A 23,961-nucleotide genomic window follows, 5' to 3' on the forward strand; every position below is an offset into this window, starting at 1 on the left:
CCCCACCAAAACAAAACAAGACAAACCGGAGACAAAGCATGCTCAAGAAGGTACTTCTCGCAACGCTGTTCATGACCCAGGCGCTCGTTGCCGGCGCCGCCGACGTGTATCCGTCGAAGCCGATCCGCTTCGTCGTGCCCTATCCGCCAGGCGGGCCGACCGACGCGATGGCGCGCCTGATCCAGGGACCGCTGCAGGCAAAGTTCAAGGTTCCCGTCATCATCGACAACCGGGGCGGCGCTGGCGGCAATATCGGGACCGGCATGGTGGCGAAATCGGCGGCGGACGGCTACACGATCCTGCTGGCGGCCAGCGGGCCAATGGCGGTGAACAAGACGCTGTACAAATCGATCCCGTTCGACCCGGACAAGGATTTTGCACCGGTGATCCAGATCTCGGCCTTCCCGCTGGTGCTCGAAGTGCACCCTTCGGTCACGGTCAAGAACGTCAAGCAGTTCATTGCCATGGCAAAAGAGCATCCCGATACGCTGAGCTTTGCCTCGGCCGGCAACGGCACCCCGCAGCACCTGGCGGGCGAACTGTTCAATACTGCGGTGGGCACCAGGCTGCAGCACGTTCCCTACAAGGGCGCCGGCCCGGCGCTGAACGATGTTCTGGGCGGGCACGTCAAGGTCATGTTCGACATCCTCGGCAGCTCGGTCCAGTACATCAAGACGGGCAAGCTGCATCCGATCGCCGTGACGACAGCCACGCGCGTGCCGAGTTTGCCGGACGTGCCGACCCTGGCCGAGTCGGGCCTGAGCGGCTACAACTTCACGGGCTGGCACGGCATCGTGGCGCCAGCCGCCACGCCCAAGCCGGTGGTGATGCGCCTGAATCAGGCGCTCAACGAGATCTTCGCCGATCCGGCCTTCCGCAAGAAATGGGAAGAGCTGGGCACGCCGGTCGTTGGCGGCACGCCCGAAGCGTTCGGCGCCCTGATGCGCACCGAATCGGTCAAGCTGGGCAAGGTCGTCAAGGACGCCGGTGTAACGGTCGACTGACGCAGGGCGGCGCCCGATCACCGCTACCTACCGCCGGTGATCGGGCGCAACCGACCGCGCGTCATCATGACGTCACACGCACTTCTTATCATCCCTTCAATTTTTCGCCTCACCACCATTGAAGGGTTCACATGCATCACGTCGTTCTCCGCCGTCTTCCGCTTGCCGTCGCCATCGGCGCCGCACTTGCCCTGTCCGCCTGCGGTGGTTCCGACCACCATGACGACGCCACCGCCGCCGATGTCGCCATCGTCATCCCGGCCGCGCCAGCTGACCAGGGCGCGGCCGACACCGCGCCGGTGCCATCCGTCCTCGCTTTTGTCGACACCGCCGCCACCAACCAGCGCGGCGACGCCCGCTACGCCACGCTGGCCACGAATGCCGGCGTGCGCGTGCTGGGCGGCATGCTGGCCATCTGGAAGCCGGTAACCGAACTCGTCGATGCAGGCCAGACGGCGCCGGCCGTCGACGGCTTCCCGGCCGTTGCCGCATCGACCTGGACCGGCGTGCCGAACGACGGCACGAATGGCGGCACGATCGTCAACGCCGCCGTGCACAATGCCAACATCGATTACGTCGTTAAGGCCACCGCCAGCCGCACCTCGGAGCAGGCTCTGCTGGCGTATCTGGACGACCGGCGCGGCAAGGGCTACAGCGTCACCGGCGGCATGGGCCCGCTGACCGATGCGTGGCGCAGCGCCACCCGCCAGACCACCACCATCAACGACATGCCGGCGGATGCCATCAAGGTCAAGTATGAAGATGGCGGCAACAACAACGGCGTCGGCGGCGCCGCCAATGCCGAGTTCGGCAAAGTCGTCGACCTGGTCAATGCGATGGGCGGCAACGGTTCGACCGAGCCAGCCAAGCGCTTCTACAAGTACGCGCGCCCTTACCGCTGGAGCAGCGCGGTACAGGTCGTGCCGCAGCTGGAACCAGCCAAGAGCGCGACGCCGAACACCGACGGCGGCTTCACCAGCGGCCACTCGGCCGAGGCCGTGCGCAACGCCGTCGCCATGGCCTATGTGCTGCCGGAACGCTACCAGGAACTGGTCGGCCGTGGCCTCGAACTGGGCGAGAGCCGCATCTACGCCGGCATGCATTCGCCGCTGGACGTGATCAGCGGTCGCGTGCAGGCGCAAGCCGTTGCTGCCGCCAACCTGATCGCTGCCGGCGCCACCACGCGCGCCGCAGCCCGCGAACAGGCGCAGACCACGCTGATGAAGCTGACCGGCACGACCGCCAGCACCTTCCCGAGCTACGCCATCTCGGGCACGCCGGCGAACGACCGCTTTGCCGACTACGCGACGAGCAAAGCCAACTACCTGCGCCGCATGACCTTCGGCCTGCCACTGATCGGCTCGACCACCGCGCCGGCCGTCGTGCCAAAAGGCGCCGAAGTGCTGCTGGAAACGCGCCTGCCGTACCTGACCGATGCGCAACGCCGCGTGGTGCTGAAAACCACCGCGATCGGTTCCGGCTATCCGATCCTGGACGATGCTGAAGGCTGGGGCCGCCTGAACCTGTTTGCTGCGGCCGAAGGCTATGCGGTGTTTTCCGGCAACGTCGTGCTGAACATGGACGCGAGCAAAGGCGGCTTCAACGCCGCCGACCGCTGGCGCAACGACATCACCGGCAGCGGCAAGCTGGTCAAGCAAGGTTCGGGCGCGTTGAAGCTGGGCGGCAAGAATGCCTGGACCGGCGGCACGCAGGTCGACGCCGGTAGCCTCGAAGCGCTGTCGACAACCGCCTTCGGCACCGGTGACGTGTATGTCGCCGGCGGCGGTACCGTGATCAGCAACGCGCCGGCCACGCTGGTCGTAGGCGGCAAGTACACGCAGCTGACCGGCGCGACGCTGGAACTGCGCCTGGGCGCGGCCCAGGGCGGCCGCATGAGCGTGACGGGCGCGGCCACCATCGGCGGCGGCACACTGCGCATCAAGTTCCAGGACGGCGTCAAGCCGGCCGTGGGCGACACGCTCACCGTCATCAGCGCGGCAAGCCTGAAGGGCAAGTTCGAGACCATCACGGTCGACGGCTTTACCGTGACGCCGACCTACACCGACACGGGCCTGCAACTGCGCCTGGGTTCGTAAGCGCAGCGCAGGTTCCACGAAAATGGGGCCGGGTTCGATGACGAACCCGGCCCCATTGTTTTGCCACGTTGCTGCCGCAGCTTACTCGTCGAACTCTTCCGCCAGATTCTTCCAGCCACGGCTCTTGGCGAACGCCGAAAACTCTTCCGGCGCCTCGAGCACGATCAGACGGCTCTCCTGCAGGCCCGGGTCGCTGTGGCCAAAATCTGGCCCCTTGTACCCGAGCGTGCGCAGGCGCTCGACGAGTTGACGCACTAGGACAGTGTCCTTGTAGGCATCAGGATCGAGCTTGGCAGCAAACTCCACGTACACATCGATGATCCCGTAACCCTCGTCGAAAATGCGGATCTCTTTGACGTCGAGGGTACGGCCGTTGCTGTCCTTGGCCTGAAAGGCGCCGGACAGTTCAATATCGGTATCAGTAGTCATGGTGAAAGCATAGCACCGAGCCGCAGGTTGCGTAGCGCACGCCAAAATCGCAAAAGCGGGGGTCAGGTCTGACATTCGGACACGGCCTCTGCACTGGCGTCTATTTTTTGCTTTTCCAAGAACAACAATTCCAGGCGGATCGCTTAATACTGCCTCTGAATTTCAACGCGATCCTTAAATCAAGCGAATAAGGTTGAGGTCGTGTCCGAATGTCAGACCTGACCCCGGCTTTACCTCCAATCAAGCAAATAAGGCTGAGGTCGTGTCCGAATGTCAGACCTGACCCCGGCTTTACGGCTTTACCAGCTTTAATTGTGACACCTTGCCAATGCCGCTTTACCTTGCGTGGCATACCGAATGCATCTGATGACGATTCGTCTGGTCATCCGTACTTGGGACTTGCGAGCGGCCCGATTTGCGCTACCATCGAATGCATGTTGCATGGCCTGCACAGGCTGGCGCATTTCACGGTAGAGGCATGATGAGCTTGACGCACCCCGTATCCGATCCGTCCGCATCCAGCCGCAGCGATGCCTTGTCGCTCGACCTGCTGCTGAGTAATTTGCCGGGCGCTGCGTACCGCTGTCGCAATGACAGCGAGTGGAGCATGGTGTTCATCAGCGACGGCGTCGAAAAAGTGACCGGCTACTCGGCGGCCGCGTTCACCGGTCGCCCGGGCCTGTCGTATGCGAGCATCATCCTGCCCGAAGACCGCGACCAGATGCATGCGGCGGTGGCGATCGCACTGGCCCAGAACCAGCCCTTCCAGGTCACGTACCGGATTCGCACTGCCAATGGACAAATCCGGTGGATCTGGGAACAAGGCGCCCTGAACCGGCAGGCCGGCATGCTCGAAGGTTTCCTGGCCGATTTCACGCGGGTCAAGCACGCCGATCTCGTGATGCTCGAGCAGGCGTCGTTCTTGCAGCAGGCGCGTGATGCGATCATCGCGATGGACATGGTCTCGCGCATCAGCTACTGGAACCATGGCGCCGAGCGCCTGTACGGCTGGAGTGCGCACGAAGCGATCGGCAAGCGCTTTTGCGAGCTGCTGTGCGACGAGCAGGCCCACTACGAAACCGCGTTCGCCCACACGCTGGCCGATGGCGAATGGTGCGGCGAACTGGCGCACATGCGGCGTGACGGCTCGAAGGTCGACACCGACACGCGCTGGACCTTGCTGGCGCCCGATGCCGTGCCGGGCGCGAGCCAGAAGATTCTGGTGATCGGCACCGACATCAGCGAGCGCAAATCGAGCGAAGCGCGGATCTTCCGGCTGGCGTTTTTCGACCATCTCACCGACCTGCCCAACCGCGCCAACCTGCTTGATCAGCTACGCCGCGCCCTGCTCGGCAGCGCCCGCAGCGGCAAATGCGGCGCGCTGATGTTCTGCGACCTCGACAACTTCAAGTACCTCAACGACAGCCAGGGCCACGCCGCCGGCGACCTGCTGCTGCAGGCCGTGGCGCGCCGGCTCGAAGGCTGCGTACGCGAAGCGGACATGGTGGCGCGCCTGGGCGGCGACGAGTTCGTGGTGCTGATCCGGCCGGTCGAGGATTCGCGCGATGTGGCGGCGGCGCAGGCCGAGACGGTCGCCAAGAAGGTGGTCGCAGCGCTGGCGGCGCCGTTCCAGCTGGGCGAGTTGCATTACACGCTGTCGGTGAGCGTCGGCGTGGTGACGCTGTGCGGCTTGCACGACACGGTCGAATCGACCTTGCGCCAGGCCGACGCCGCGATGTACCAGGCCAAGGCGGCCGGACGCAACACGTTTCGCTTTCACGACCCGGCGGTGCAGGCCGCGTGGCTTGCGCGCGCTGAACTCGAAAGTTGCTTGCGGCGCGCGCTGCAACGCCAGGAATTCGTGCTGCACTTTCAGCCGCAACTCGACCGCTCGGGCCACGTGATCGGGGCCGAAGCGCTGCTGCGCTGGCACCAGCCCGATGGCAAGGTCGTGCTGCCGGCCGAGTTCATCCGCATCGCCGAAGAAAGCGGGCTCATCATCGAGATCGGGGCCTGGGTCATGCGCACTGCCTGCCTCGAGCTGGCACGCTGGCAGCGCCAGCCGGCAACGGCCGGCCTGACGCTGTCGGTCAACGTCAGCGCGCGCCAGTTCACCGAACCGGATTTCGTCACGCTGCTCGCAACGATTTTTGCCGAAACCGGCGTGCAGCCGTCAGGGCTGCGCCTGGAGCTGACCGAAAGCCTGGTCGTGACTGATTTCACATCGACCGCGCAGACGATGGCCACACTGAAACAGCAGGGTGTCTCGTTTTCGCTGGACGACTTCGGCACCGGCTACTCGTCGCTGGCCTACCTGCGCAAGCTGCCGCTGGACCAGCTCAAGATCGACCGATCGTTCATGCGCGAGGTCCTCACCGACCAGAACGATGCCTCGATCGTGCGCTCGATCATCGGGCTGGGCGACAGCCTGGGCTTGCAGGTGATCGCCGAAGGCGTGGAGACGGCGGGCCAGCACCAATTTCTGGCCAATGCAGGCTGCCATCTCTACCAGGGCTTCCTGTACCAGCCGGCGATGAGTGCCGAACTATTCGTGCAGTACGCCAGCGCTGTGCATTGAGGGCGCCGTGAATGCCGCTGTGCATTCCAACACGTCCAGAATCGGCGCCCAAATCTTCACAAAAGCCGCCTCTTACGGTACGCGCTTGAAACGGACATCGAAAGGCCCGGCGACGATCTGACCCGTATCGCCAGGCAGCGCATCGAAGCGCAATTCAAGTCGTTGCGACAGCACGAAAAAACGCGTTTCCGACTCGCGGTACAAGCGCTCACCCTGGCCCGCCTTGATCCAGAACATCGGTTGTCCGTCCTGCACGGTGATGTCGAAGTCACCCAACCCGGGGATCGCGTATTTCCCGGTCATCTGTTGCGCCATCACGGCATCGATCGGCATTGCTTCGCGCAGTGCGGTTTGATAGCTGGGCCAGCCATACTCGGCGGCGATGGCACGCATGGTCGCGCGCGCCACTTCGTCGCCAGCGTCGCCGTTTGTCATGACCACTGCGCCACGGCCGCCATCGACGTAGCCAAACAAATAGTTCTGATACCCGCGGTTACTGCCACCATGGGCGAAGGACGCGGCGGCGCCGCTGCCGGCGGTCTCGAAGCCCAGTGCGTAGTCGTTACGGACTGCAGCGAGCATCCTGCGCGCGTTCTGTGGTTGCAGCACCTTGCTGCGCCCGGCGGCAGATGCCTGAACACCGATGACGAAGCGGGCCAGATCGCTCGGCGTTGTCCACATGCCGGCCGCAGCGAGCTCCGGATAGGTGGACGGGCCACCGGCGTACGGCTTGCCGGCGCTGTCATGCGGCAAAGCTGCCTTCCCAAGGGTCGCGGTGCTGGCTGGCTGACTGAAATGGCTGGATGGCATTCCCAATGGCGCCAACACGCGCGCTTGCATGATCGTTTCGAAAGCTTGGCCAGTCACGTCGATCATCAGCTGCTGCACCACCGTGTAACCGCCGCCCGAATACTGCCACGTGCCGCCTGGTGGTGATGTCATGCGTACCGGCGCTGTGGTGGCAGGCGCCACGCCGTCCAGAACCTGCAGCAGGGTTGGGACGGGCATTCCTGGCGCATACCCGGGAAACCCACTGACGTTCAGGCCGCCGGTGTGCGACAGCAATTGCAAAAGACTCACTGGCGCGCCGCCAAATGCAGCAGGCAATTTCCAGCTGCGCAGCTGCGTATTGATATCGGCGTGCAGGTCGAGCTTTCCGGACTGAACCAGCGTCATGGCGCCAAATGCTGCAACAGGCTTACTGATCGATGCCGCCTGGAATAACGTTTCTGTCGTCACAGGCTCACCGCCCGGACCCACGACGCCATAGCCTTTTGCCCATGCCAATCGCCCATCATCGACGACTGCGATGCTCAATCCAGGTACGTGAAGACGACGCATCTCACCCTCGAGCGTGCTCAACGGCACCGGCGCGCCGGCAAGTGCCTGAGCAGGCCGCAGGCCCCGCTCGATGTTGGCGATACGGTGAGCGTTATCGGTCGCTGCAGCAGCAACAGGGAACGCTAATGCGGCCACTATTGGCACGGTAGCGATACATTGTAATGGCGTCATCGGAAGCTTTCGCATTGGCGATTAGCAAGTATAACGGACAGCCACAGCGCCGACGCGCCATGAAAAAAGCCCGCACGCGGCGGGCTCTCGTCATGCGGCTTGCGCCGTACTTAAAACTTGTAACCCACCGCCAGCACGATCGCCACCGGATCCAGTTTCATGAACTGGGTCTGGCCGGTCGAGAAGTGCACGTCCGTGCGCAGGCGCGTCTTGATGACCGTCGCGTCGGCGAACCAGCGCTCGTCGAAGTTCATCGCGATACCCACTTGCGCGCTGTAGGTCAGCTTGTTGTCGATCTTGAAGGTGGTCGGCACGTCGCTGCCAGGATTGGTGATCGAGGTCAGCTTGCCGTTACCGCGTTCCTTCATGAAGTACGCGTAGGTCGGGCCCACGCCGATGAACGGACGGAAGGCCGCGGTCGGCGCGAAGAAGCGGTACTGGAAGAACGCGGTCGGCGGCAGCGCCTCGACCGTGCCCACCGAACCCACGCCGGTGATCGCGCCCGCACCATAGATCTGGTGCTTGTAAGGCGTGCCGAGGGCGCCCTCGACCGACAGGTTGTCGGTGAAGCTGTACGACAGGATGACCACTGGCTGCATGTCGTTGCCGACGTCGGCCTTGGTGCCTGGCAGTGCCGGCGCGCTGATGTCACCGCTTTCGACCTTCGGCATCAGGCGGTTGAAACCGACCTTGGCGGTGATCTGGCCAGCCGATTGCGCCGATGCGCCGGTGGCGAACGCCAGTGCGGCAGCGACACCCGCAACCTTGGCGATACTGCTAAAACGAACTTTCATGACTTCTCCTGATAGATGTGTGAGGCCCGCCGCCAGGGCAGGCCCGCCGCTCGTTGCTGAGAACCTGCTTACAGCCAGCCCTTGATAGCCATGTCCTTGAAGACGTAGCGGGCGATAAGGTCGTTCTCGAACGGGGTCGGATGGATCCCGTCGGCGAACATGTAGCGGCTCACATCACCCGCCACCGTGTTGTTGGCGGTGCAGATCAGCGAGGTCCCACCCAGCGCGTTGTTGGCGCACGCCGGGGTGCTGGTGTTGGTCAAGCCATACGGGCCAGGATTTTTCACCTGGTCGTTGCTGACCGAGTACAGATCGGAGTACAGCACGCGCGCATCGTCGGCGCCCAGGCCGGCCTTGAGCTGCGTGTTGAAGGCGTTGACCATCGCGGCGACCAGCGCCTGGATCGCAGCCGGACGCGATTTCGCGGTCGGCGTGCTGGCCACGTCAGGCAGGTTGGCGACGATGACGTACTTCGCGCCCTTGGCCAGCAGTTCGTTCTTGACCAGGCCAGCCATCTGCGCACCGGCGGTACCCAGCGCCGTCACCATCGCGGTGGCGTTGGCAGTGGCGTAGGCGCCGGCGGCGGTGTTGCCAGCAGCGGTGCCGTCCGCTTGCGCGGCGGTCACGAGCGGACCATACACAGCAGGTGCGGCAACCGCCGAATTGCCTGGCTGGGTAGCGGCGGCGCGCACGGCAGCAGCGACCAGCGTTGCATCGGTCTTGCCTGGGCGGGCATTCTCGGTAGCGATCGCAGCCAGGATTGCCTGGGTAGCGGCTTGCGGATTGGTGGCAGTTGCGCCAAGGCGGGTGGCCAGGGCGCCAGCGAAGGCCTGCGCACCGGCAGCGGTGCCGGCGCTGGTCACGGCTGCCAGTTGCATCAGCACGTCATTGCCGCCCGACAGAACCGTCACGAGCTCGGTGCCGGTGAACTTGTTGCCAGACCGGGCCAGGTGGTTGGCGATCTGGGTGACCATCGGGGTAGTCATTTCGCCGATCGGCGAGCCGGTCGCAGCATTGCCCGGGCCGATCGGGTTGACCACGCGCGAACCGCCCTGGGCGTAGTTGAAGCAATTCGGATTGTTGACAATCGGAACCGAGAAGCCAAGCGATGCGTCGCCTTGCAGGCCGGTCTGCGCAGCGCATGGCGCCGGCAGTTTCAGCTGGGCAGCCATGAAGTCGAGCCAGATCTTGCCGTTCAGGTCTTCGCTCTTGGCAGTGCTGTCACCGTTGATGGTGAATTTGCCGCCACCAGCTGCCGCCACGGCGCCGACGCGGTAGGTACCGACGTCCGACAGGCTGTCGCCGAACGAGACCTGCTTGGTGAACGTGACCTTGGTCGCCTGGTCGCCGCCTGCCGGGCTCGTGCCGCCGCCGCACGCGGACAGCAGCGCTGCCGTCAGCACGGCCAGCGCAAATTTGGTTTGACGCATTGTGTCTCCTGAGTTGAATTTTTTTCTAAACGAACGCTCGTGCTATTCGCTGCGTGCTTACTATGCCAGCGTTCATTACCCATGTATAGCAAAATCCATTGCTTAATGGCCGTTGCGATACGTACCTATCAGATGCGATGGGTCTGGCTGTCGGGGTCGGATTATAACCAGCCTTTACTCGGCAGAAAGTGGGGAATTTGTAACGAGTGGGGCGGCAAGTTGCGGCGTACTTACGCCCCATCAATCGATTCGTTGACGTGAATTAAACGTTTGGTCGACTGTTGAGCAATCCGTGGACGATGCCCGTCGATCCATGCGCAGCGCGGCGCAGGCGATCGTTGACGCCCAGCCACTCGCCATGCTGTGGCGGGGATTCGACCAGGATGACGTCAGCGCCCTGCCCGTCCATCGCGCGCAGCGCGGCGTACAGCGCATGGGCGAAGCCTGCAGGCTGGGGCGGCAGGCGCTGCGCGGCGTGGGTTTCCGGCATGGTGCTGACGTGGATCAGCGCGACCTTGCGCCCGGCTGCGTGCAGCTGTTCGATCGTCTCGAGCAGCACCGCGCGCGCCTGCATCGCGACCGGCGTGTGCGGCGCGTAATGCGATTCGAGCGTGCCCGAGGCGCGCGGCGCGGCCGCATCGGCTGCGGCCGGCATGCGGTCGATCACGGCCGCGATTGCCTCGGCGCTGATGTGGCCAGGGCGCAGTAGCACTGGACCAAGTGTGTCCAGCCGCGACAGGTCGACGATGGTCGATTCGATGCCGACCTGCGACGCTCCGCCATCGAGCACCATCGCCACCGTGTCGTCCATCGCGAATTCGTCGACGACGTGATCGGCCAGCGTCGGGCTGACGTGCCCGAACTTGTTGGCCGACGGCGCGGCGATGCCGCCCTTGCCGCCCTTGAACGCGCGCAGCAGCGCCAGCGCCACCGGGTGCGACGGGCAGCGCAAGCCAACCGTGTCCTGGCCGCCGCTGACAGCGTCGGGGATATTCGACGCGCGTTTCAGGATCATCGTCAGCGGGCCGGGCCAGAAGGCCGCGGCCAGCGCGCCAGCCTCTGGCGGGATGTCGCAGGCCCAGTAATCGAGCGGGGCTTCCGGCGCCAGGTGCACGATCACGGGATGGTCTTGCGGCCGGCCCTTGGCAGCGTAGATGGCGGCCACTGCGGCTGGATTCTCGGCGTCGGCGCCCAGGCCGTACACGGTCTCGGTCGGAAACGCGACCAGCTCGCCCGCGTCGAGCAGGCGGGCGGCGGTGTCGATGACCGACTGGTCGATCTGCAGGTCGGTCATGGTTACGCGGCGATCCCGAGGATGGCGCAGGCAGCGCGCAGATTGGCCTGCGCTTCGCCCAGCGTCGGCGCAACGAAGGTCACGTGGCCCATCTTGCGGGCGCGGCGCGGATCGTTTTTGCCGTACAGGTGCAGGTTGGCGCCCGGCAGCGCCAGCACGCGGTCCCAGGCCGGTTCGCGCGTGTTGTCAGTGTCACCGTCAAACCACACGTCGCCCAGGATGTTGAGCATGACGCTTGGCGAATGCTGGCGCACGTCGCCCAGCGGCAGGCGGGCCATCGCGCGTACCTGCTGCGCGAACTGGCTCGTGATGCAGGCGTCGATCGTGTAGTGGCCGCTATTGTGCGGGCGCGGCGCCATTTCGTTAACGACCAGCGTGCCGTCGTCGAGCACGAAGAACTCGATGCACAGCACGCCGACGTAACCCAGCTGGTCAACGATGGCGCGCGCTGCATCCTGGGCCTGGCGCGCGCATTGCGGCGACACGTTCGGACCCGGCACGGTGGTGGTAAACAGGATGCCGTCGCGATGCACGTTTTCGGCGATCGGGTACACGACAGAGGCGCCGTCACGGCCGCGCGCGGTCAGCACCGACACTTCATAGGCCAGCGGCAGCATCTTTTCGAGCATGCAGGTCACGCCGTCCATGTCATCAAACGCCGCGCGCACGTCGTCGCGCGTGCGCACGCGTACCTGGCCCTTGCCGTCGTAACCCATGCGCACGGTTTTCAGGATGCCCGGCAGCAGGTCGTCACCGATGGCGTCGATGTCGGCGTGCGAGGCGATCGTCTTGTGCGGCGCCGGCATCACCTTCGAGGTTGGCGCGCACTCGACAAAGAAACGCTTTTCGGCGATGCGGTCCTGGGCGATCGACACGCACGATGCGCCCGGTGCGACAAAGCTGCCTTCGGCCAGCAGTTGCAGGCTGTCGGCCGGGACGTTCTCGAACTCGGTCGTCACGGCGGCGCACAGCGCGCGCAGTTCGGCCAGCGCCGCCGCATCGTCGTAGTTGCCTTCGATGGTGCGATCGGCAACCTGCCCGGCCGGACAATCGGCGCTCGGCTCGAGCACGGCAACCTGGTAGCCCATGCTTTGCGCGGCATGCGCGAACATGCGGCCAAGCTGGCCGCCACCCATCACGCCAAGCCAGGTGGACGGATCGGCCGATGGAAGAATTGGAGAAGTCTGCTGCGCTTGGGTCATCGGTTCAAACAGGTAAGGTCATGGCCTGGGCGGCGGCGGTCTGGTCGCGGCGGAACTGCTCCAGTTTGTCGGCCAGCGCGTCGTCATTGGCAGCAAGGATCGCCACGGCGGTCAGCGCTGCATTGGCGGCGCCTGCTTCACCGATGGCGAACGTTGCCACCGGCACGCCTTTGGGCATCTGCACGATCGACAGCAGCGAGTCTTCGCCACGCAGGTACTTCGATGGCACGGGCACGCCCAGCACCGGCACGATGGTCTTGGCGGCCACCATGCCAGGCAAGTGGGCCGCGCCGCCGGCGCCGGCGATGATCGCGCGCAGGCCACGCGCGCGGGCTGTCTCGGCGTAGGTGAACATTTCGTCCGGCATGCGGTGCGCCGAAATCACCGACGCTTCGAACGGCACGCCGAACTGCTTCAGGATCGCGACCGCGTTCTGCATCACGTCCCAGTCGGACGACGAGCCCATGATGACGCCGACGAGCGGCTTGGATTGCTCGGTCATCACTTATGCCTTCAGCTTTTCGCCGGTCAGGCGTTCGATGGCCTCGAAATACTTGGCCTGGGTTTTGTCGATGACGTCCTGCGGCAGGCTTGGCGCCGGTGCGGTCTTTGGCCACTCGGTCAGCGTTTCGAGATAGTCGCGCACGAACTGCTTGTCGAACGACGGCGGCGACATGCCCGGTGCGTACGAGTCGGCGGGCCAGAAGCGCGACGAATCGGCGGTCAGCACTTCGTCCATCAGGTGCAGCACGTTGTTGTCATCCAGGCCGAATTCGAACTTGGTGTCGGCGATGATGATGCCGCGCGTGGCCGCGTATTCGGCAGCGGTCGTGTAGAGCTTGATGCTGATGTCGCGCATTTTGGCAGCCAGTTCGGCGCCGATTTTTTCTTCCATCTGGGCGAACGAGATGTTTTCGTCGTGCTCGCCCAGGTCGGCCTTGGCGGCCGGCGTGAAGATGGGCTCCGGCAGCTTTTCAGCTTGCTGAAGGCCGGCTGGCAGCGAGATGCCGCAGATAGCGCCGCTTTGCTGATAATCCTTCCAGCCCGAACCGATGATGTAGCCGCGCACGACGGCTTCGACCATGATCGGTTTCAGGCGCTTGGCCACGACCGCGCGGCCGGTCACCTGCTCGACCTCGTTTGGTGCGACCACGCTTTCCGGCGCAACGCCGGTCAGGTGGTTCGGCACGATGTGGCCGAGCTTCTCGAACCAGAAATCGCTCATCTGGTTCAGTACCTTGCCTTTGCCGGGAATCGGCTCGTTCATGACCACGTCGAAGGCCGACAGGCGGTCGGTGGTGACGATCAGGATCTTGTCGTCGCCAACGGCGTAGTTATCGCGCACCTTGCCGTGACCGAGCAGTGGCAGGGACTGAATGGAGGATTGGTAGAGGCTGTTCATAGATGGGGTATCAGGAAAGCGGAACCGGCGGAACGGGCCGCCGGTTGTGAAAGTCAGGCGGTAAAGCCTGGTCAATGCGATATTTTACGTCAATTTGCGACGCGGGCGATCGAACCCGGGGATGGCGGCGTTGCCGCCATCCCTATGATTTATTGAACGATCTGCGACAGCTCGCCGGCCTTGTAACGCTCGGCCATCTTGTCGAGCGGGATCGGCTTGATCTTGTCGGCCTGGCCTTCGCAGCCGAACGACAGGAAGCGCGCCTTGCACACGTCCATTGCCGCTTCGCGCGCCGGCTTCAGGTAGTCGCGTGGATCGAACTTCGACGGATTCTGGAACATGTACTTGCGAATCGCTGCCGTCATCGCCAGGCGAATGTCGGTGTCAATGTTGATCTTGCGAACACCGTGCTTGATGCCCTCTTGAATCTCTTCGACCGGCACGCCGTAGGTCTCTTTCATGTCACCGCCGAATTCGCGGATGATCGCCAGCAGCTCTTGCGGCACCGACGACGAACCGTGCATCACCAGGTGGGTATTCGGGATGCGTGCGTGGATTTCCTTGATGCGGTCGATTGCCAGGATGTCGCCGGTTGGCTTGCGCGTGAACTTGTACGCGCCGTGCGAGGTACCGATGGCGATGGCCAGGGCGTCGCACTGGGTGCGCTTGACGAAGTCGGCGGCCTGGTCGACGTCGGTCAGCAGCTGCTCGCGGGTCATGGCGCCGTCGGCGCCGTGGCCGTCTTCCTTGTCGCCCATCATCGTTTCGAGCGAACCGAGCACGCCCAGTTCGGCTTCGACGGTCACGCCGATCGAGTGCGCGAACTTGACGACTTCTTGCGAGACAGCGACGTTGTATTCATAGCTGGCGACGCTCTTGCCATCGGCCTCGAGCGAGCCGTCCATCATCACCGACGAGAAACCCGAACGGATCGCGGCCATGCAGACGGCCGGCGACTGGCCGTGATCCTGGTGCATGACGACCGGAATGTGCGGGTACGCTTCGACGGCAGCGTCGATCAGGTGACGCAGGAAGGCTTCGCCCGCGTACTTGCGCGCGCCGGCCGAGGCCTGCATGATCACCGGGCTGTTGACAGCGTCGGCGGCAGCCATGATGGCCTGCACCTGTTCGAGGTTGTTGACGTTAAATGCCGGCAGGCCGTAGCCGTTTTCGGCGGCGTGGTCCAGCAACTGACGCAGTGATACGAGTGCCATGGTAGTACTCCAAAACAATAAAGAAACTTGTCGGGAAGTGGCGCGTGCCGAGCGCGGCATGCCGAACTACCGGCATGCCGTGAACGCATCAGGCGCGGCGCCCTATCCCGTTAATCATATTCGCCCACACGCACGATCTTGAGCGCATTGGTACCGCCGGCTTCGCCCATTGGCGAACCCCACGTCACCACGATCAGGTCGCCCTTGCGCACGTAACCTTCGTTCATCAACAGCTCTTCGGCCTTGCGCAGCACGGCGTGGCTGCCACCTTCCTGCTCGAGGTGGAAGGCGCGCACGTTGCGGTACAGCGAAGCCTTGCGCTCGGTCGTCTTGAGCGGGGTCAGCGCCAGGATCGGCGTGTCGATGCTGTGACGGCTCATCCACAACGCGGTCGAGCCCGACTCGGTCAGCGCCACGATCGCCTTCACGCGCAAGTGGTGCGCGGTAAACAGCGTACCGTACGCGATGGTCTGGTCGATGCGGGTGAACTGTTTGTTGAGGAAGTCGACGTCGACCTTGTTGTATTCGGACATCTCGGCTTCGAGACAGACCGCGGCCATCATCTCGACGGTTTCAATCGGGTACTTGCCCGATGCGGTCTCGGCCGAGGTCATGACAGCGTCGGTGCCATCCAGCACGGCATTGGCGACGTCGGACACTTCGGCGCGGGTCGGCACGGCGTTGACGATCATCGACTCCATCATCTGGGTCGCCGTGATGGCCAGCTTGTTCGAATCGCGCGCCATGCGGATCATGCGCTTTTGCAGCGCCGGCACGGCAGCATTGCCCACTTCGACGGCCAGATCGCCACGGGCGACCATGATGCCGTCCGACGCGTCCAGGATCTCCTGCAGCAGCGGAATCGCTTCGGCGCGCTCGATCTTGGCAATCATCATCGGCTTATGGCCGTACGGCTCGCCGGCGATATTGGCCAGCTGGCGCGCCATTTCCATGTCGGTCGCGCTTTTCGGGAACGAAATGGCCAGGTAGTCGGCCTGGAAGCTCATCGCGGTCTTGATGTCTTCCATGTCCTTCGACGTCAGGGCTGGCGCGGTCAGGCCGCCACCCTGGCGGTTGATGCCCTTGTTGTTCGACAGCTCGCCGCCGACCTTCACGGTGGTGCAGATTTCATGACCGGCGACGCGGTCGACGATCAGCACGATCAGACCGTCGTTGAGCAGCAGCCTGTCGCCCGGCTTGACGTCGCGTGGCAGCGCCTTGTAGTCGAGGCCCACGCGCTCCTGGTTGCCCAGCTCGCCGTTCTCGCCCCACTTTGCGTCCAGAATGAACCGGTCACCATTGTTCAGGAAGATCTTGCCTTCTTCAAACTTGCCGACGCGGATCTTCGGACCCTGCATGTCGGCCATGATGGCCACTTCACGGCCGCACTCGGCGGCGGCGCGACGTACCAAGGTGGCCCGGTCGATGTGATCCTGGGCCTTCCCGTGCGAAAAGTTCAGGCGTACGACGTCGACGCCGGCGCGGATCATTTTGACGAGAATATCGAAGTCGGTCGATGCTGGGCCGATGGTTGCGACGATCTTGGTGCCACGGTACATGAAGTGTCCTTGTAAAAAACAAAGCGCAGCCACTGGCTGCGCTAGGGTCTCATTTATGCTGCAGACTGCGCGCTGCGTTGCAGCAGGATATCCACCGCCGGCAGCGTTTTTCCTTCGAGGAATTCCAGGAAGGCGCCACCACCGGTCGAAATGTAGCCGATCTGGTCGGCGATCTTGTATTTTGCGATCGCGGCCAGGGTGTCGCCGCCACCGGCGATCGAGAAGCCCCTGGAACCGGCGATGGCCAGCGCCAGGGTCTTGGTGCCCTCGGCAAACTGGTCGAATTCGAACACGCCGACCGGACCGTTCCAGACGATCGTACCGGCCGTGGCGACCTGCTCTGCCAGCATGGCGGCGGTCTGCGGGCCGATGTCGAGGATCATGTCGTCGTCTTGTACGTCCGCCACCAGCTTGACGGTGGCGACGGCCGTTGGCGCGAATTCCTTGGCGCACACGACGTCGACAGGGATCGGCACTTGCGCGCCGCGCGCGGCCATCTTGTCGATGATCGCCTTGGCTTCGTTCACCAGGTCGTTTTCAACGAGCGACTTGCCGATGTTCAGGCCGACGGCCTTCATGAACGTGTTGGCGATGCCGCCGCCGACGATCAGGTTGTCGACCTTGTCGGCCAGGCTTTGCAGGATGGTGAGCTTGCTCGAAACTTTCGAGCCGGCGACGATCGCCAGCAGCGGACGCTGCGGCTGACCGAGGGCCTTGCCCAGCGCGTCGAGTTCGGCGGCCAGCAGCGGGCCTGCTGCGACGATTGGTGCGAACTTGGCGATGCCGTGCGTGGTGGCTTCAGCGCGGTGCGCGGTGCCGAAGGCATCGTTGACGTACACATCGCACAGCTTGGCCATTTTCTGGGCCAGTTCGTCGTTGTTTTTCTTTTCGCCGGCATTCACGCGGCAGTTTTCCAGCAGCACGACCGAACCCGGCGCGACATCGACGCCGTCGACCCAGTTTTGCTTGAGTTCGACCGGCTGGCCGAGCAGCTCGGACAGGCGCGCGGCGACCGGCGCCAGGCTGTCTTCCGGCTTGAACGCGCCTTCGGTCGGCCGACCGAGGTGCGACGTCACCATCACTGCCGCACCCGCCTTGATGGCGGCCTGGATCGCCGGCACCGAAGCGCGAATGCGCGTGTCTTCGGTGATATTGCCAGCGTCATCTTGTGGCACATTCAGGTCGGCGCGAATGAAGACGCGCTTGCCCTGCAGGGCGTTCTGATCGATCAGGTCTTGCAAACGGGTGAAACGGCGGGAAGCGTCCATTGGTCAGCGTGGCAATAGTGAAAAAACGTCATTGTACATTAGGCTGCGGCGCCAAAAACGTGCAGGACGCGCAGGGCAGTAAAGACAAGCATGCCGAATAAAATCGTCAGCAGCATGTTACGGCGCCACACATAGAACGCAAACGCGGCCAGCCCCGCCAGCAGCTTCGGATTGGCCAGCGTGAACTGCAGTCCGCCCTGCGGATCGATCAAAAAATCGGGTCCGATGATGGCCGCCAGCGCGCAGGCCGGCGCATAGCGCAGCATTTCCTGCACCCGTGGCGGAATCGATACGCGGTGGCCGATCAGCCAGAACGAACTGCGCGTGGCAGCCGTGGCCACGCACAGCACGCCAATCACGACCCAGATTTCCCAATCAGCCACGGCGCGCCTTTATCTTGTCCATTGTTTCTTCGATGACCATCGCCGTCACCATCCCGACCAGCACCGCCAGCAGCAAGCCCAGCTTGTAAGGCAACTCATAGGCCAGCACCGAGACGGTGCCCGCCACCAGCACGCCGCACAGGGCGGCGCGGTTGATCATCAACGGCACCATGATGCAGAGGATGGCCAGCGTGCCAGCAAAGCCCAGGCCCCACTCGGCCGGCACGGTGCTGCCCAAAAACACCCCGATCACCGAACCAATTTGCCAGGCGCCCCAGTTCGGGAACATCAAGCCCTTCAGGTACGACAGCTTGCCCACCGCCGGCGTCGGACTCGGATATTTCTGCAGGAACAAGGCGACGGAAATATCGCCCGAGATATAGCCGAGATACAGGCGCTGGCGCCACGGCAGATGGGCAAAGTGCGGCGCGAGCAGCGCCGAAAAGATCACGAAGCGCAGATTGACGACCAGCGCCGTGGCGAAAATCACCCAGATCGGCGCCTGCGCCGCGATCAGCGGCAGCGACGCCAGTTGCGCCGAGCCGGCGAACACCAGCAGTGTCATGCCCAGCGCCTGCGGCACGGACAGGCCGCTCTTGACCATGGCGATGCCCACCACCAGGCCCCAGGCAGCGATGCCGAACAGCGTTGGCAGGCCAGTCTTGAATCCGTCGCGAAACGCGTCGCGGTCGGGCGCGTCGCCGATCGTGACCGGTGGCTGGCCAGCCGGCTCGCCGGTGCTCACGGGCATGGTGGTGTGGCGTTCGTGCAACTTCCCAGCAGCGAAATGACGGCTGGGACGACAGCGGTGGTCTGGAAACAGAGGGGCATGAAACGCATGGAATGGGTCGTGGCCTCTTGAGAAAGGGCACTTGGGCTCAATATGTTGAGCGCATTATTTTACGGTCATTTCGACAATAGAGCGAATCCGTTAGAATCCTGTCTTTGCCCACCTGCCAGACGGAGACACCAGATGACCCAAAAGACGATGCCAATCGTGGAACTCACGGCGAAAGACTTGCCGGCGCACTGCCCGAACCCGGCCATGCCGCTGTGGTCGTCGCACCCGCGCGTGTTCCTCGATTTCGACCACCACGGCGAGGCGAAATGCCCGTACTGCGGTACCGGCTACCGCCTGGCGCCGGGCACAGTGCTCAAGAACCACTGATCTTTCGGGGCGTACGCGACTGCGCGCGCCCCTCTCCTCACTTCTTCATGCCTTACCGCGCACCACGCTGGCTGCCTGGCGGCCATCTCCAGACCATCTACCCGGCGACCTGCATCGCCAAGCCGCACGTTGCCTACCGCCGCGAGCGCTGGACGAGTGCGGACGGCGACTTTGTCGACCTTGATTTTGTCGATGGCCAGCCGGGCCAGCCGCTGGTGGTGCTGTTTCACGGCCTGGAAGGCTCGTCGGAGAGCCATTACGCACGCGCGTTGATGGCGGCGCTGGCCGCGCGCGGCTGGTCGGGCGTGGTGCCGCATTTTCGCGGCTGCTCGGGCGAGCCGAATCTGGCGCCCCGCTTTTATCACTCGGGCGACGCCGCAGAAGTCGAGTGGATCGCGCGCTCGCTGCGCGCGCGCCATGACGGTGTGTTCTACGCGGCTGGCGTGTCGCTGGGCGGCAACGCGCTGCTGCGCTGGCTGGGCGAATCGGGCCATGGCGCATCGATCGTCGATGCGGCATGCGCGGTCTCGGCCCCGCTCGATCTGGCGCGCGGCGGCGCAGCGCTATCGTCGGGTTTCAACATGATTTACACCCGGATGTTTCTGCAGACGCTCAAGCCCAAGTGCCTGGCCAAGCTCGACCAGTTTCCGGGTCTGTTCGACCGCGCCGCCCTGCTCGCCGCGCGCGACCTGTATGCGTTCGACAATGTGGTGACGGCGCCGCTGCACGGCTACCGCGACACCGATGACTACTGGCACCGCGCCAGCGCGCGCCATGTACTGGACGCGATCACCGTGCCGACACTGGTGCTCAATGCGCGCAACGATCCGTTTCTGCCAGGGATGTACCTGCCGGCGACGGCATCGGCTGCGGTGACGCTCGAGTACCCGGCCACGGGCGGGCATGTGGGCTTTCCGACCGGGCCGTTTCCGGGGCGGATCGACTGGCTGGCGCAGCGCATCCTGCAGCATTTCGATGCCGTAGCGGGCACGCGCGCGCTGACCGGCGCCGAACTGTGCGATGCTGGCTGACACTATGGACGATATCGTAAAACAGGCAATGGCCAAGTGGCCAAACGTACCGCACTGCTACGGCTGGCTCGCGCTCGATGCGCGCGGCCACTGGCGCATGCGCGACGAAGCGACCCAGCAGGCCGGCTCGCCCGGCGACCGGCTCGAAAACGAGAAACTGGTGGGGTTCATCAACCGCAATTACCTGCACGACGAGCGGGGCAACTGGTATTTCCAGAACGGCCCGCAGCGCGTGTACGTGAATCTGGAGGCCGCGCCGTTCATCGCACGCACCGATCCGCAGCAGGGTTTGCTATTGCAAACCGGGCAGGCGCTGACGACTGTCGAGCACGTGTTCCTGAGCGATGCCGGCGCTGTGCTGTTCGTGGCCGGCGAGATTGTGGCGCAGCTCGATGACCGCGATGTAGCGCAGGTGCTGGGCCAGTTCACGCTGGATGGCCGCGTCGCATCGGACGACGCCGTGATGGCGTGGCTGGGCGGCGGCGCTGGCACATTGGCGTTGCCGTGGCAGGGCGAGGTGTTCACCGTGGAACGGGTGGCGGACGCCGACCTGGCGCAGCGGTTCGGGTTCAACAGGATGCCGGCGCCATAAGCAGGTGATGGTGGCCAAGTGATCTGGCTGCCAATCCGCCCGCGCCACGTAGGGTGGAAGGCTCCGCCTTCCACGGGGTGATTGTTGCCGGGGCCGCTTCCGGGCCGGATGATCTCGCTGCCAACCATCACCGCGTGGACGGGGAACCCGTCCACCCTACCGTGATGGTCGTTACCGGCGCCACGTTCGGACCGGCTGATCTGGCGGACCGTCAATCGTCCTTCTCTTCCTTGTCCTTCTTTTGCTGCGCCTCGAGTTCGCGGGCGCGTGCATCGATCACAGCCTGGTCGTAGAACGATGCGTCGCGCGCCTTGCGCGCCAGCTCGAGCTGCGCCATCGCGGCCGGCGTGGCGCCGGCCAGCACATACGATTCGGCAAGCGCCATATGCTGCAAAGCGATCTTGCCCTGCTTTGCATAGGCCTTGGCCAACAGATCCTGCAGCTTGTATTCCTCGCGGTATTGCTGCGACTGGTCACGCAGAAAGCGCGTGGCCTCGTCGAGTTTGCCGGTGGCGATCATGGCGTCGGCGTACTGGTGTGCCAGCGAGCGCGACAGCGGAAAACGCGCGTGCATCGTCTCGGCTTCCTTCACGGCCCCGGCCAGCACTGACGCCGGCTGGCCCGGCGCCATCTTGATCTCGATCGCCAGGCCCGCGTACATGGTCGCGCCATCGCCGACGTTCGACGCCGCCGACAACACGCCTTCGCGCGGCTTCATGGTCTCGCGTGATTTATCGAGCCAGCTCTGCGCGTCAGCCAGGTTGCCCTGCTTGAGCGCGAGGTAGGCCAGGCCATACTGCGCGCCGGCCTGCTGATGGCGGTGCGTTTCCCTGAGCTGCGTGTTGAACGCACTGCGCGTATTGCGCTGGCCCTGCTCGCTTGGTTCCTGCAGCACGCGGATGCGCGCGCGCACCAGGTGAAAGTCGAGGCTGTCGACGCGCTGCTTCTTGGGCATTTCGCGGATGCGCGCCTGCATGTCGCTGATGCGCTCCTGGGTCAGCGGGTGGCTGCTCAGGTTGCTCAAACCAGACGGCAGTTCGCCATACAACTTTGACGCATTTTGCAGGCGACGGAAAAACGCGACGATGCCGGTGGTGTCGTAGCCGCCCGCCTCCATGATCTGGAAGCCCACGCGGTCGGCCTCACGTTCGGCGTCACGGCTGAAGTTGAGCTGGCGCTGGACTACCAGGCCCTGGCCGCCCATCAGCACGCCCATCGCCGCATCCGAGCCGGCCTTGGCGGCCAGCGCCGCCAGGATCATCGACGCCAGCGGCAGCAGGATATCCTGCCGCTGCTGGCCCAGCATGCGCGCAATGTGGCGCTGCGTGACGTGGCCAATCTCGTGCGCCACGACGCCGGCCAGTTCGGATTCGGTCTGGGCCGCGATCACAAGGCCCGAGTGCGCACCGATGAACCCGCCCGGCAGCGCGAACGCGTTGAGCGCCGCATCGCGCACGGCAAAGAAATGAAAATCGGCATTGGTCTCGCCGCGCGCACCGGGCACCGCAGCCACGAGGCCATTGCCAAAGTTGTTCAGGTATTCGGAGATCGGTTCGTCGTCGAGGTAATCGCGGTCGCGCCGGATGTCGCGCATGATCTCTTCGCCAAGCTTGCGCTCGACGACCGGCGACAGGTCGACGCGCGCGGTGTCGCCCAGCGTCGGCAAGTGGATGTGGTCGGGGCGCTGGAGCGGATCGGACTGGGCAGCCACGGCAAACGCTGCCGTCGTGCACAGGGCAACAGCGGTCAGGACGGGGCGCCAGCGGCGCACGGATGCTGGTCGGACGACAGATTTCACGGTGCTATCATAACCGTATCCGCATGCACCCTGCTGCTCCCAGAACACTTTGTTACCCAACGATACCAAGCCATTCATGACGCAATCCACCCCGACCGCAGACCATCTGACCCACTTCGACGCCACCGGCCAGGCCCATATGGTCGATGTCGGCGCCAAAGAGGACACGCACCGCATCGCAGTGGCCGCCGGCACCATCCGCATGCAGCCGGCCACGCTGGCCCTGATCACGTCGGGCAGCGCAAAAAAAGGGGACGTGATCGGCATCGCGCGCATCGCTGCGATCATGGCCTCCAAGCGCACGAGCGACCTGGTGCCGCTGTGTCATCCGTTGCCGATCACGCGCGTGGCGGTCGATTTCGAGATTGACGAGGCGGCCAACAGCGTTCATTGCCGGGCGCAGGTGGAAACCATCGGCAAGACCGGCGTCGAGATGGAAGCGCTGACTGCAGTGCAGGTGGGCTTGCTGACCGTGTACGACATGTGCAAGGCGGTCGACCGCGGCATGGTCATGACCAATGTGCGGGTGCTGGAAAAGCATGGCGGCAAGAGCGGTGACTGGACGGCGCAGCCCGAGGACTAACGCTCGGGTGCGCCGCGTTCCAGCGTATTCAGACTACTGAAACAGTCAGGGTTACGGAGCGGACAAAGTCAGTTTGCGGCCAATCTGCAGTTCCCGTGGATCGTTGATGTTGTTCCACTTCGCCAGATCGCCATGCTGAATATTGTTTTTCTCTGCGATGCTCCACAGCGTGTCGCCCTTGTCGACCACGTACGTGCCCTCGCCGCCGGATGCAGTCATCCCTGCCGCCGATGAGCCCGATGCGGAGGATGACGCCGCCGGCGTGGTTTCGGTAGCAGGCGCCTCAGGCACCAGGACCGCTGCCGGGGTAGGTGCCTCGACCGGCGCTGACGCGACAGGCGGAGTAGCGACCGGTGCGGGAGTGACGGGCTCAGGCGCATCTTTATTACATGCGACCAGCAGGGGAATACAAGCAAGTGCAGTCAGTAGCGTTTTCATGTCGACCTCTATGGTTGTTGGAAAGGTATGCCTCCACATGACGGCAATGCACCACCGGCGTGACGCCGAAGCAGTGCCGGATACTCTCGAACTCCCATGATAGACCCTATGATCAAAAAATCAAGATGTATTGTACAAATGTAGTTTGATCGACTCTGCTCGTGGTCTGGGTCACCGCGCCAGCCC

General features: G+C 64.1%; 22 protein-coding genes. 7 read left to right on the forward strand and 15 right to left on the reverse strand.

The genetic code is table 11. The features are described from left to right. Positions 1-38 precede the first annotated feature (38 nt). Entirely contained in the window at positions 39-1,004 is a 966-nt protein-coding gene (locus tag AC1MGT_RS08855) for a Bug family tripartite tricarboxylate transporter substrate binding protein (RefSeq protein ID WP_499503885.1), read from the forward strand. A 131-nt stretch (positions 1,005-1,135) separates the two neighbouring features. Continuing rightward, complete coding sequence (locus AC1MGT_RS08860; RefSeq protein WP_499503886.1) at positions 1,136-3,100, forward strand: phosphatase PAP2 family protein; 1,965 nt, start codon at positions 1,136-1,138, stop codon at positions 3,098-3,100. A gap of 81 nt (positions 3,101-3,181) precedes the next feature. Here AC1MGT_RS08860 and AC1MGT_RS08865 read toward each other — a convergent pair whose 3' ends face one another. Then, positions 3,182-3,529: a hypothetical protein gene (locus AC1MGT_RS08865; protein WP_258835797.1), complete on the reverse strand. Its 348-nt coding sequence runs from the start codon at positions 3,527-3,529 to the stop codon at positions 3,182-3,184. Between the two features lie 478 nt (positions 3,530-4,007). Between AC1MGT_RS08865 and AC1MGT_RS08870 the strand changes: the two genes are divergently transcribed. Further along, positions 4,008-6,107 (forward strand): putative bifunctional diguanylate cyclase/phosphodiesterase, encoded by a 2,100-nt coding sequence (locus AC1MGT_RS08870; protein WP_499503887.1) that lies wholly within the window; start codon positions 4,008-4,010, stop codon positions 6,105-6,107. 72 nt (positions 6,108-6,179) lie between these two features. Here AC1MGT_RS08870 and AC1MGT_RS08875 read toward each other — a convergent pair whose 3' ends face one another. The 12 genes from AC1MGT_RS08875 to AC1MGT_RS08930 form a co-directional block, all read right to left on the reverse strand. After that, positions 6,180-7,634, reverse strand: a complete 1,455-nt coding sequence (locus tag AC1MGT_RS08875) for a serine hydrolase domain-containing protein (RefSeq protein WP_499503888.1) — start codon at positions 7,632-7,634, stop codon at positions 6,180-6,182. Between the two features lie 95 nt (positions 7,635-7,729). After that, positions 7,730-8,413 carry an OmpW/AlkL family protein gene (locus tag AC1MGT_RS08880; protein ID WP_499455764.1) on the reverse strand — a complete coding sequence of 228 codons (684 nt, stop codon included), beginning with the start codon at positions 8,411-8,413 and terminating at the stop codon, positions 7,730-7,732. 68 nt (positions 8,414-8,481) lie between these two features. Further along, positions 8,482-9,843: an SGNH/GDSL hydrolase family protein gene (locus tag AC1MGT_RS08885; RefSeq protein ID WP_499503889.1), complete on the reverse strand. Its 1,362-nt coding sequence runs from the start codon at positions 9,841-9,843 to the stop codon at positions 8,482-8,484. A gap of 262 nt (positions 9,844-10,105) precedes the next feature. Beyond that, entirely contained in the window at positions 10,106-11,137 is a 1,032-nt protein-coding gene (locus AC1MGT_RS08890) for an L-threonylcarbamoyladenylate synthase (RefSeq protein ID WP_499503890.1), read from the reverse strand. A gap of 2 nt (positions 11,138-11,139) precedes the next feature. Continuing rightward, positions 11,140-12,339 (reverse strand): 5-(carboxyamino)imidazole ribonucleotide synthase, encoded by a 1,200-nt coding sequence (locus tag AC1MGT_RS08895; protein ID WP_499503891.1) that lies wholly within the window; start codon positions 12,337-12,339, stop codon positions 11,140-11,142. Positions 12,340-12,343: 4 nt separating this feature from the next. Continuing rightward, the gene (gene purE / locus AC1MGT_RS08900) at positions 12,344-12,841 is read right to left on the reverse strand and encodes a 5-(carboxyamino)imidazole ribonucleotide mutase (protein ID WP_183556146.1); all 498 of its coding nucleotides are present in this window, start codon (positions 12,839-12,841) and stop codon (positions 12,344-12,346) included. 3 nt (positions 12,842-12,844) lie between these two features. Further along, complete coding sequence (locus AC1MGT_RS08905; protein WP_499503892.1) at positions 12,845-13,741, reverse strand: phosphoribosylaminoimidazolesuccinocarboxamide synthase; 897 nt, start codon at positions 13,739-13,741, stop codon at positions 12,845-12,847. A 149-nt stretch (positions 13,742-13,890) separates the two neighbouring features. Next, positions 13,891-14,955: a class II fructose-bisphosphate aldolase gene (gene fba / locus AC1MGT_RS08910; protein WP_183556144.1), complete on the reverse strand. Its 1,065-nt coding sequence runs from the start codon at positions 14,953-14,955 to the stop codon at positions 13,891-13,893. A gap of 110 nt (positions 14,956-15,065) precedes the next feature. Next, on the reverse strand, positions 15,066-16,514 hold the full coding sequence (gene pyk / locus AC1MGT_RS08915) for a pyruvate kinase (RefSeq protein ID WP_183556143.1): 1,449 nt from the start codon (positions 16,512-16,514) through the stop codon (positions 15,066-15,068). 53 nt (positions 16,515-16,567) lie between these two features. Continuing rightward, positions 16,568-17,782: a phosphoglycerate kinase gene (locus tag AC1MGT_RS08920; RefSeq protein WP_499503893.1), complete on the reverse strand. Its 1,215-nt coding sequence runs from the start codon at positions 17,780-17,782 to the stop codon at positions 16,568-16,570. A 38-nt stretch (positions 17,783-17,820) separates the two neighbouring features. Further along, entirely contained in the window at positions 17,821-18,165 is a 345-nt protein-coding gene (locus tag AC1MGT_RS08925) for an AzlD domain-containing protein (RefSeq protein WP_258835807.1), read from the reverse strand. Beyond that, on the reverse strand, positions 18,158-18,916 hold the full coding sequence (locus AC1MGT_RS08930; RefSeq protein ID WP_499503894.1) for an AzlC family ABC transporter permease: 759 nt from the start codon (positions 18,914-18,916) through the stop codon (positions 18,158-18,160). The genes AC1MGT_RS08925 and AC1MGT_RS08930 overlap by 8 nt, the downstream gene beginning before the upstream one ends. A 222-nt stretch (positions 18,917-19,138) precedes the next feature. On the opposite strand from AC1MGT_RS08930, the gene AC1MGT_RS08935 reads away from it, so the two are divergent. Genes AC1MGT_RS08935 through AC1MGT_RS08945 form a run of 3 tightly spaced genes read left to right on the forward strand, consistent with a single transcriptional unit; the run spans position 19,139 to position 20,956 of the window. Further along, complete coding sequence (locus AC1MGT_RS08935) at positions 19,139-19,333, forward strand: zinc-finger domain-containing protein (RefSeq protein WP_183556139.1); 195 nt, start codon at positions 19,139-19,141, stop codon at positions 19,331-19,333. 47 nt (positions 19,334-19,380) lie between these two features. Further along, complete coding sequence (locus AC1MGT_RS08940) at positions 19,381-20,364, forward strand: YheT family hydrolase (RefSeq protein WP_499503895.1); 984 nt, start codon at positions 19,381-19,383, stop codon at positions 20,362-20,364. A gap of 4 nt (positions 20,365-20,368) precedes the next feature. Next, a complete protein-coding gene (locus AC1MGT_RS08945; RefSeq protein ID WP_499504268.1) occupies positions 20,369-20,956 on the forward strand; it encodes a DUF2946 family protein in 588 nt (195 codons plus the stop codon). 211 nt (positions 20,957-21,167) lie between these two features. On the opposite strand, the gene AC1MGT_RS08950 is transcribed toward AC1MGT_RS08945, so the two are convergent. Continuing rightward, positions 21,168-22,706, reverse strand: coding sequence for a M48 family metalloprotease (locus AC1MGT_RS08950; protein ID WP_499504269.1), 1,539 nt, complete (start codon positions 22,704-22,706; stop codon positions 21,168-21,170). 124 nt (positions 22,707-22,830) lie between these two features. Here AC1MGT_RS08950 and moaC point away from each other — a divergent pair, with 124 nt between their 5' ends. Next, complete coding sequence (gene moaC, locus AC1MGT_RS08955) at positions 22,831-23,337, forward strand: cyclic pyranopterin monophosphate synthase MoaC (RefSeq protein WP_499503896.1); 507 nt, start codon at positions 22,831-22,833, stop codon at positions 23,335-23,337. A gap of 51 nt (positions 23,338-23,388) precedes the next feature. On the opposite strand, the gene AC1MGT_RS08960 is transcribed toward moaC, so the two are convergent. Beyond that, the gene (locus AC1MGT_RS08960; protein ID WP_499503897.1) at positions 23,389-23,775 is read right to left on the reverse strand and encodes a LysM peptidoglycan-binding domain-containing protein; all 387 of its coding nucleotides are present in this window, start codon (positions 23,773-23,775) and stop codon (positions 23,389-23,391) included. Positions 23,776-23,961 lie beyond the last annotated feature (186 nt).

The sequence above is a fragment of the Telluria sp. BA11 genome (genome assembly GCF_056680305.1).

Bases quoted from the DNA above. Each gene is read 5' to 3' on its own strand.
- AC1MGT_RS08880 (WP_499455764.1), bottom strand. From the start codon at position 8,413: ATGAAAGTTCGTTTTAGCAGTATCGCCAAGGTTGCGGGTGTCGCTGCC.
- moaC (WP_499503896.1), top strand. From the start codon at position 22,831: ATGACGCAATCCACCCCGACCGCAGACCATCTGACCCACTTCGACGCC.
- AC1MGT_RS08865 (WP_258835797.1), bottom strand. From the start codon at position 3,529: ATGACTACTGATACCGATATTGAACTGTCCGGCGCCTTTCAGGCCAAG.
- AC1MGT_RS08890 (WP_499503890.1), bottom strand. From the start codon at position 11,137: ATGACCGACCTGCAGATCGACCAGTCGGTCATCGACACCGCCGCCCGC.
- AC1MGT_RS08870 (WP_499503887.1), top strand. From the start codon at position 4,008: ATGATGAGCTTGACGCACCCCGTATCCGATCCGTCCGCATCCAGCCGC.
- AC1MGT_RS08905 (WP_499503892.1), bottom strand. From the start codon at position 13,741: ATGAACAGCCTCTACCAATCCTCCATTCAGTCCCTGCCACTGCTCGGT.
- pyk (WP_183556143.1), bottom strand. From the start codon at position 16,514: ATGTACCGTGGCACCAAGATCGTCGCAACCATCGGCCCAGCATCGACC.
- AC1MGT_RS08875 (WP_499503888.1), bottom strand. From the start codon at position 7,634: ATGCGAAAGCTTCCGATGACGCCATTACAATGTATCGCTACCGTGCCA.
- AC1MGT_RS08855 (WP_499503885.1), top strand. From the start codon at position 39: ATGCTCAAGAAGGTACTTCTCGCAACGCTGTTCATGACCCAGGCGCTC.
- fba (WP_183556144.1), bottom strand. From the start codon at position 14,955: ATGGCACTCGTATCACTGCGTCAGTTGCTGGACCACGCCGCCGAAAAC.
- AC1MGT_RS08945 (WP_499504268.1), top strand. From the start codon at position 20,369: ATGGACGATATCGTAAAACAGGCAATGGCCAAGTGGCCAAACGTACCG.
- AC1MGT_RS08930 (WP_499503894.1), bottom strand. From the start codon at position 18,916: ATGCCCGTGAGCACCGGCGAGCCGGCTGGCCAGCCACCGGTCACGATC.
- AC1MGT_RS08940 (WP_499503895.1), top strand. From the start codon at position 19,381: ATGCCTTACCGCGCACCACGCTGGCTGCCTGGCGGCCATCTCCAGACC.
- AC1MGT_RS08960 (WP_499503897.1), bottom strand. From the start codon at position 23,775: ATGAAAACGCTACTGACTGCACTTGCTTGTATTCCCCTGCTGGTCGCA.
- AC1MGT_RS08920 (WP_499503893.1), bottom strand. From the start codon at position 17,782: ATGGACGCTTCCCGCCGTTTCACCCGTTTGCAAGACCTGATCGATCAG.
- AC1MGT_RS08935 (WP_183556139.1), top strand. From the start codon at position 19,139: ATGACCCAAAAGACGATGCCAATCGTGGAACTCACGGCGAAAGACTTG.
- AC1MGT_RS08895 (WP_499503891.1), bottom strand. From the start codon at position 12,339: ATGACCCAAGCGCAGCAGACTTCTCCAATTCTTCCATCGGCCGATCCG.
- AC1MGT_RS08860 (WP_499503886.1), top strand. From the start codon at position 1,136: ATGCATCACGTCGTTCTCCGCCGTCTTCCGCTTGCCGTCGCCATCGGC.
- AC1MGT_RS08885 (WP_499503889.1), bottom strand. From the start codon at position 9,843: ATGCGTCAAACCAAATTTGCGCTGGCCGTGCTGACGGCAGCGCTGCTG.
- purE (WP_183556146.1), bottom strand. From the start codon at position 12,841: ATGACCGAGCAATCCAAGCCGCTCGTCGGCGTCATCATGGGCTCGTCG.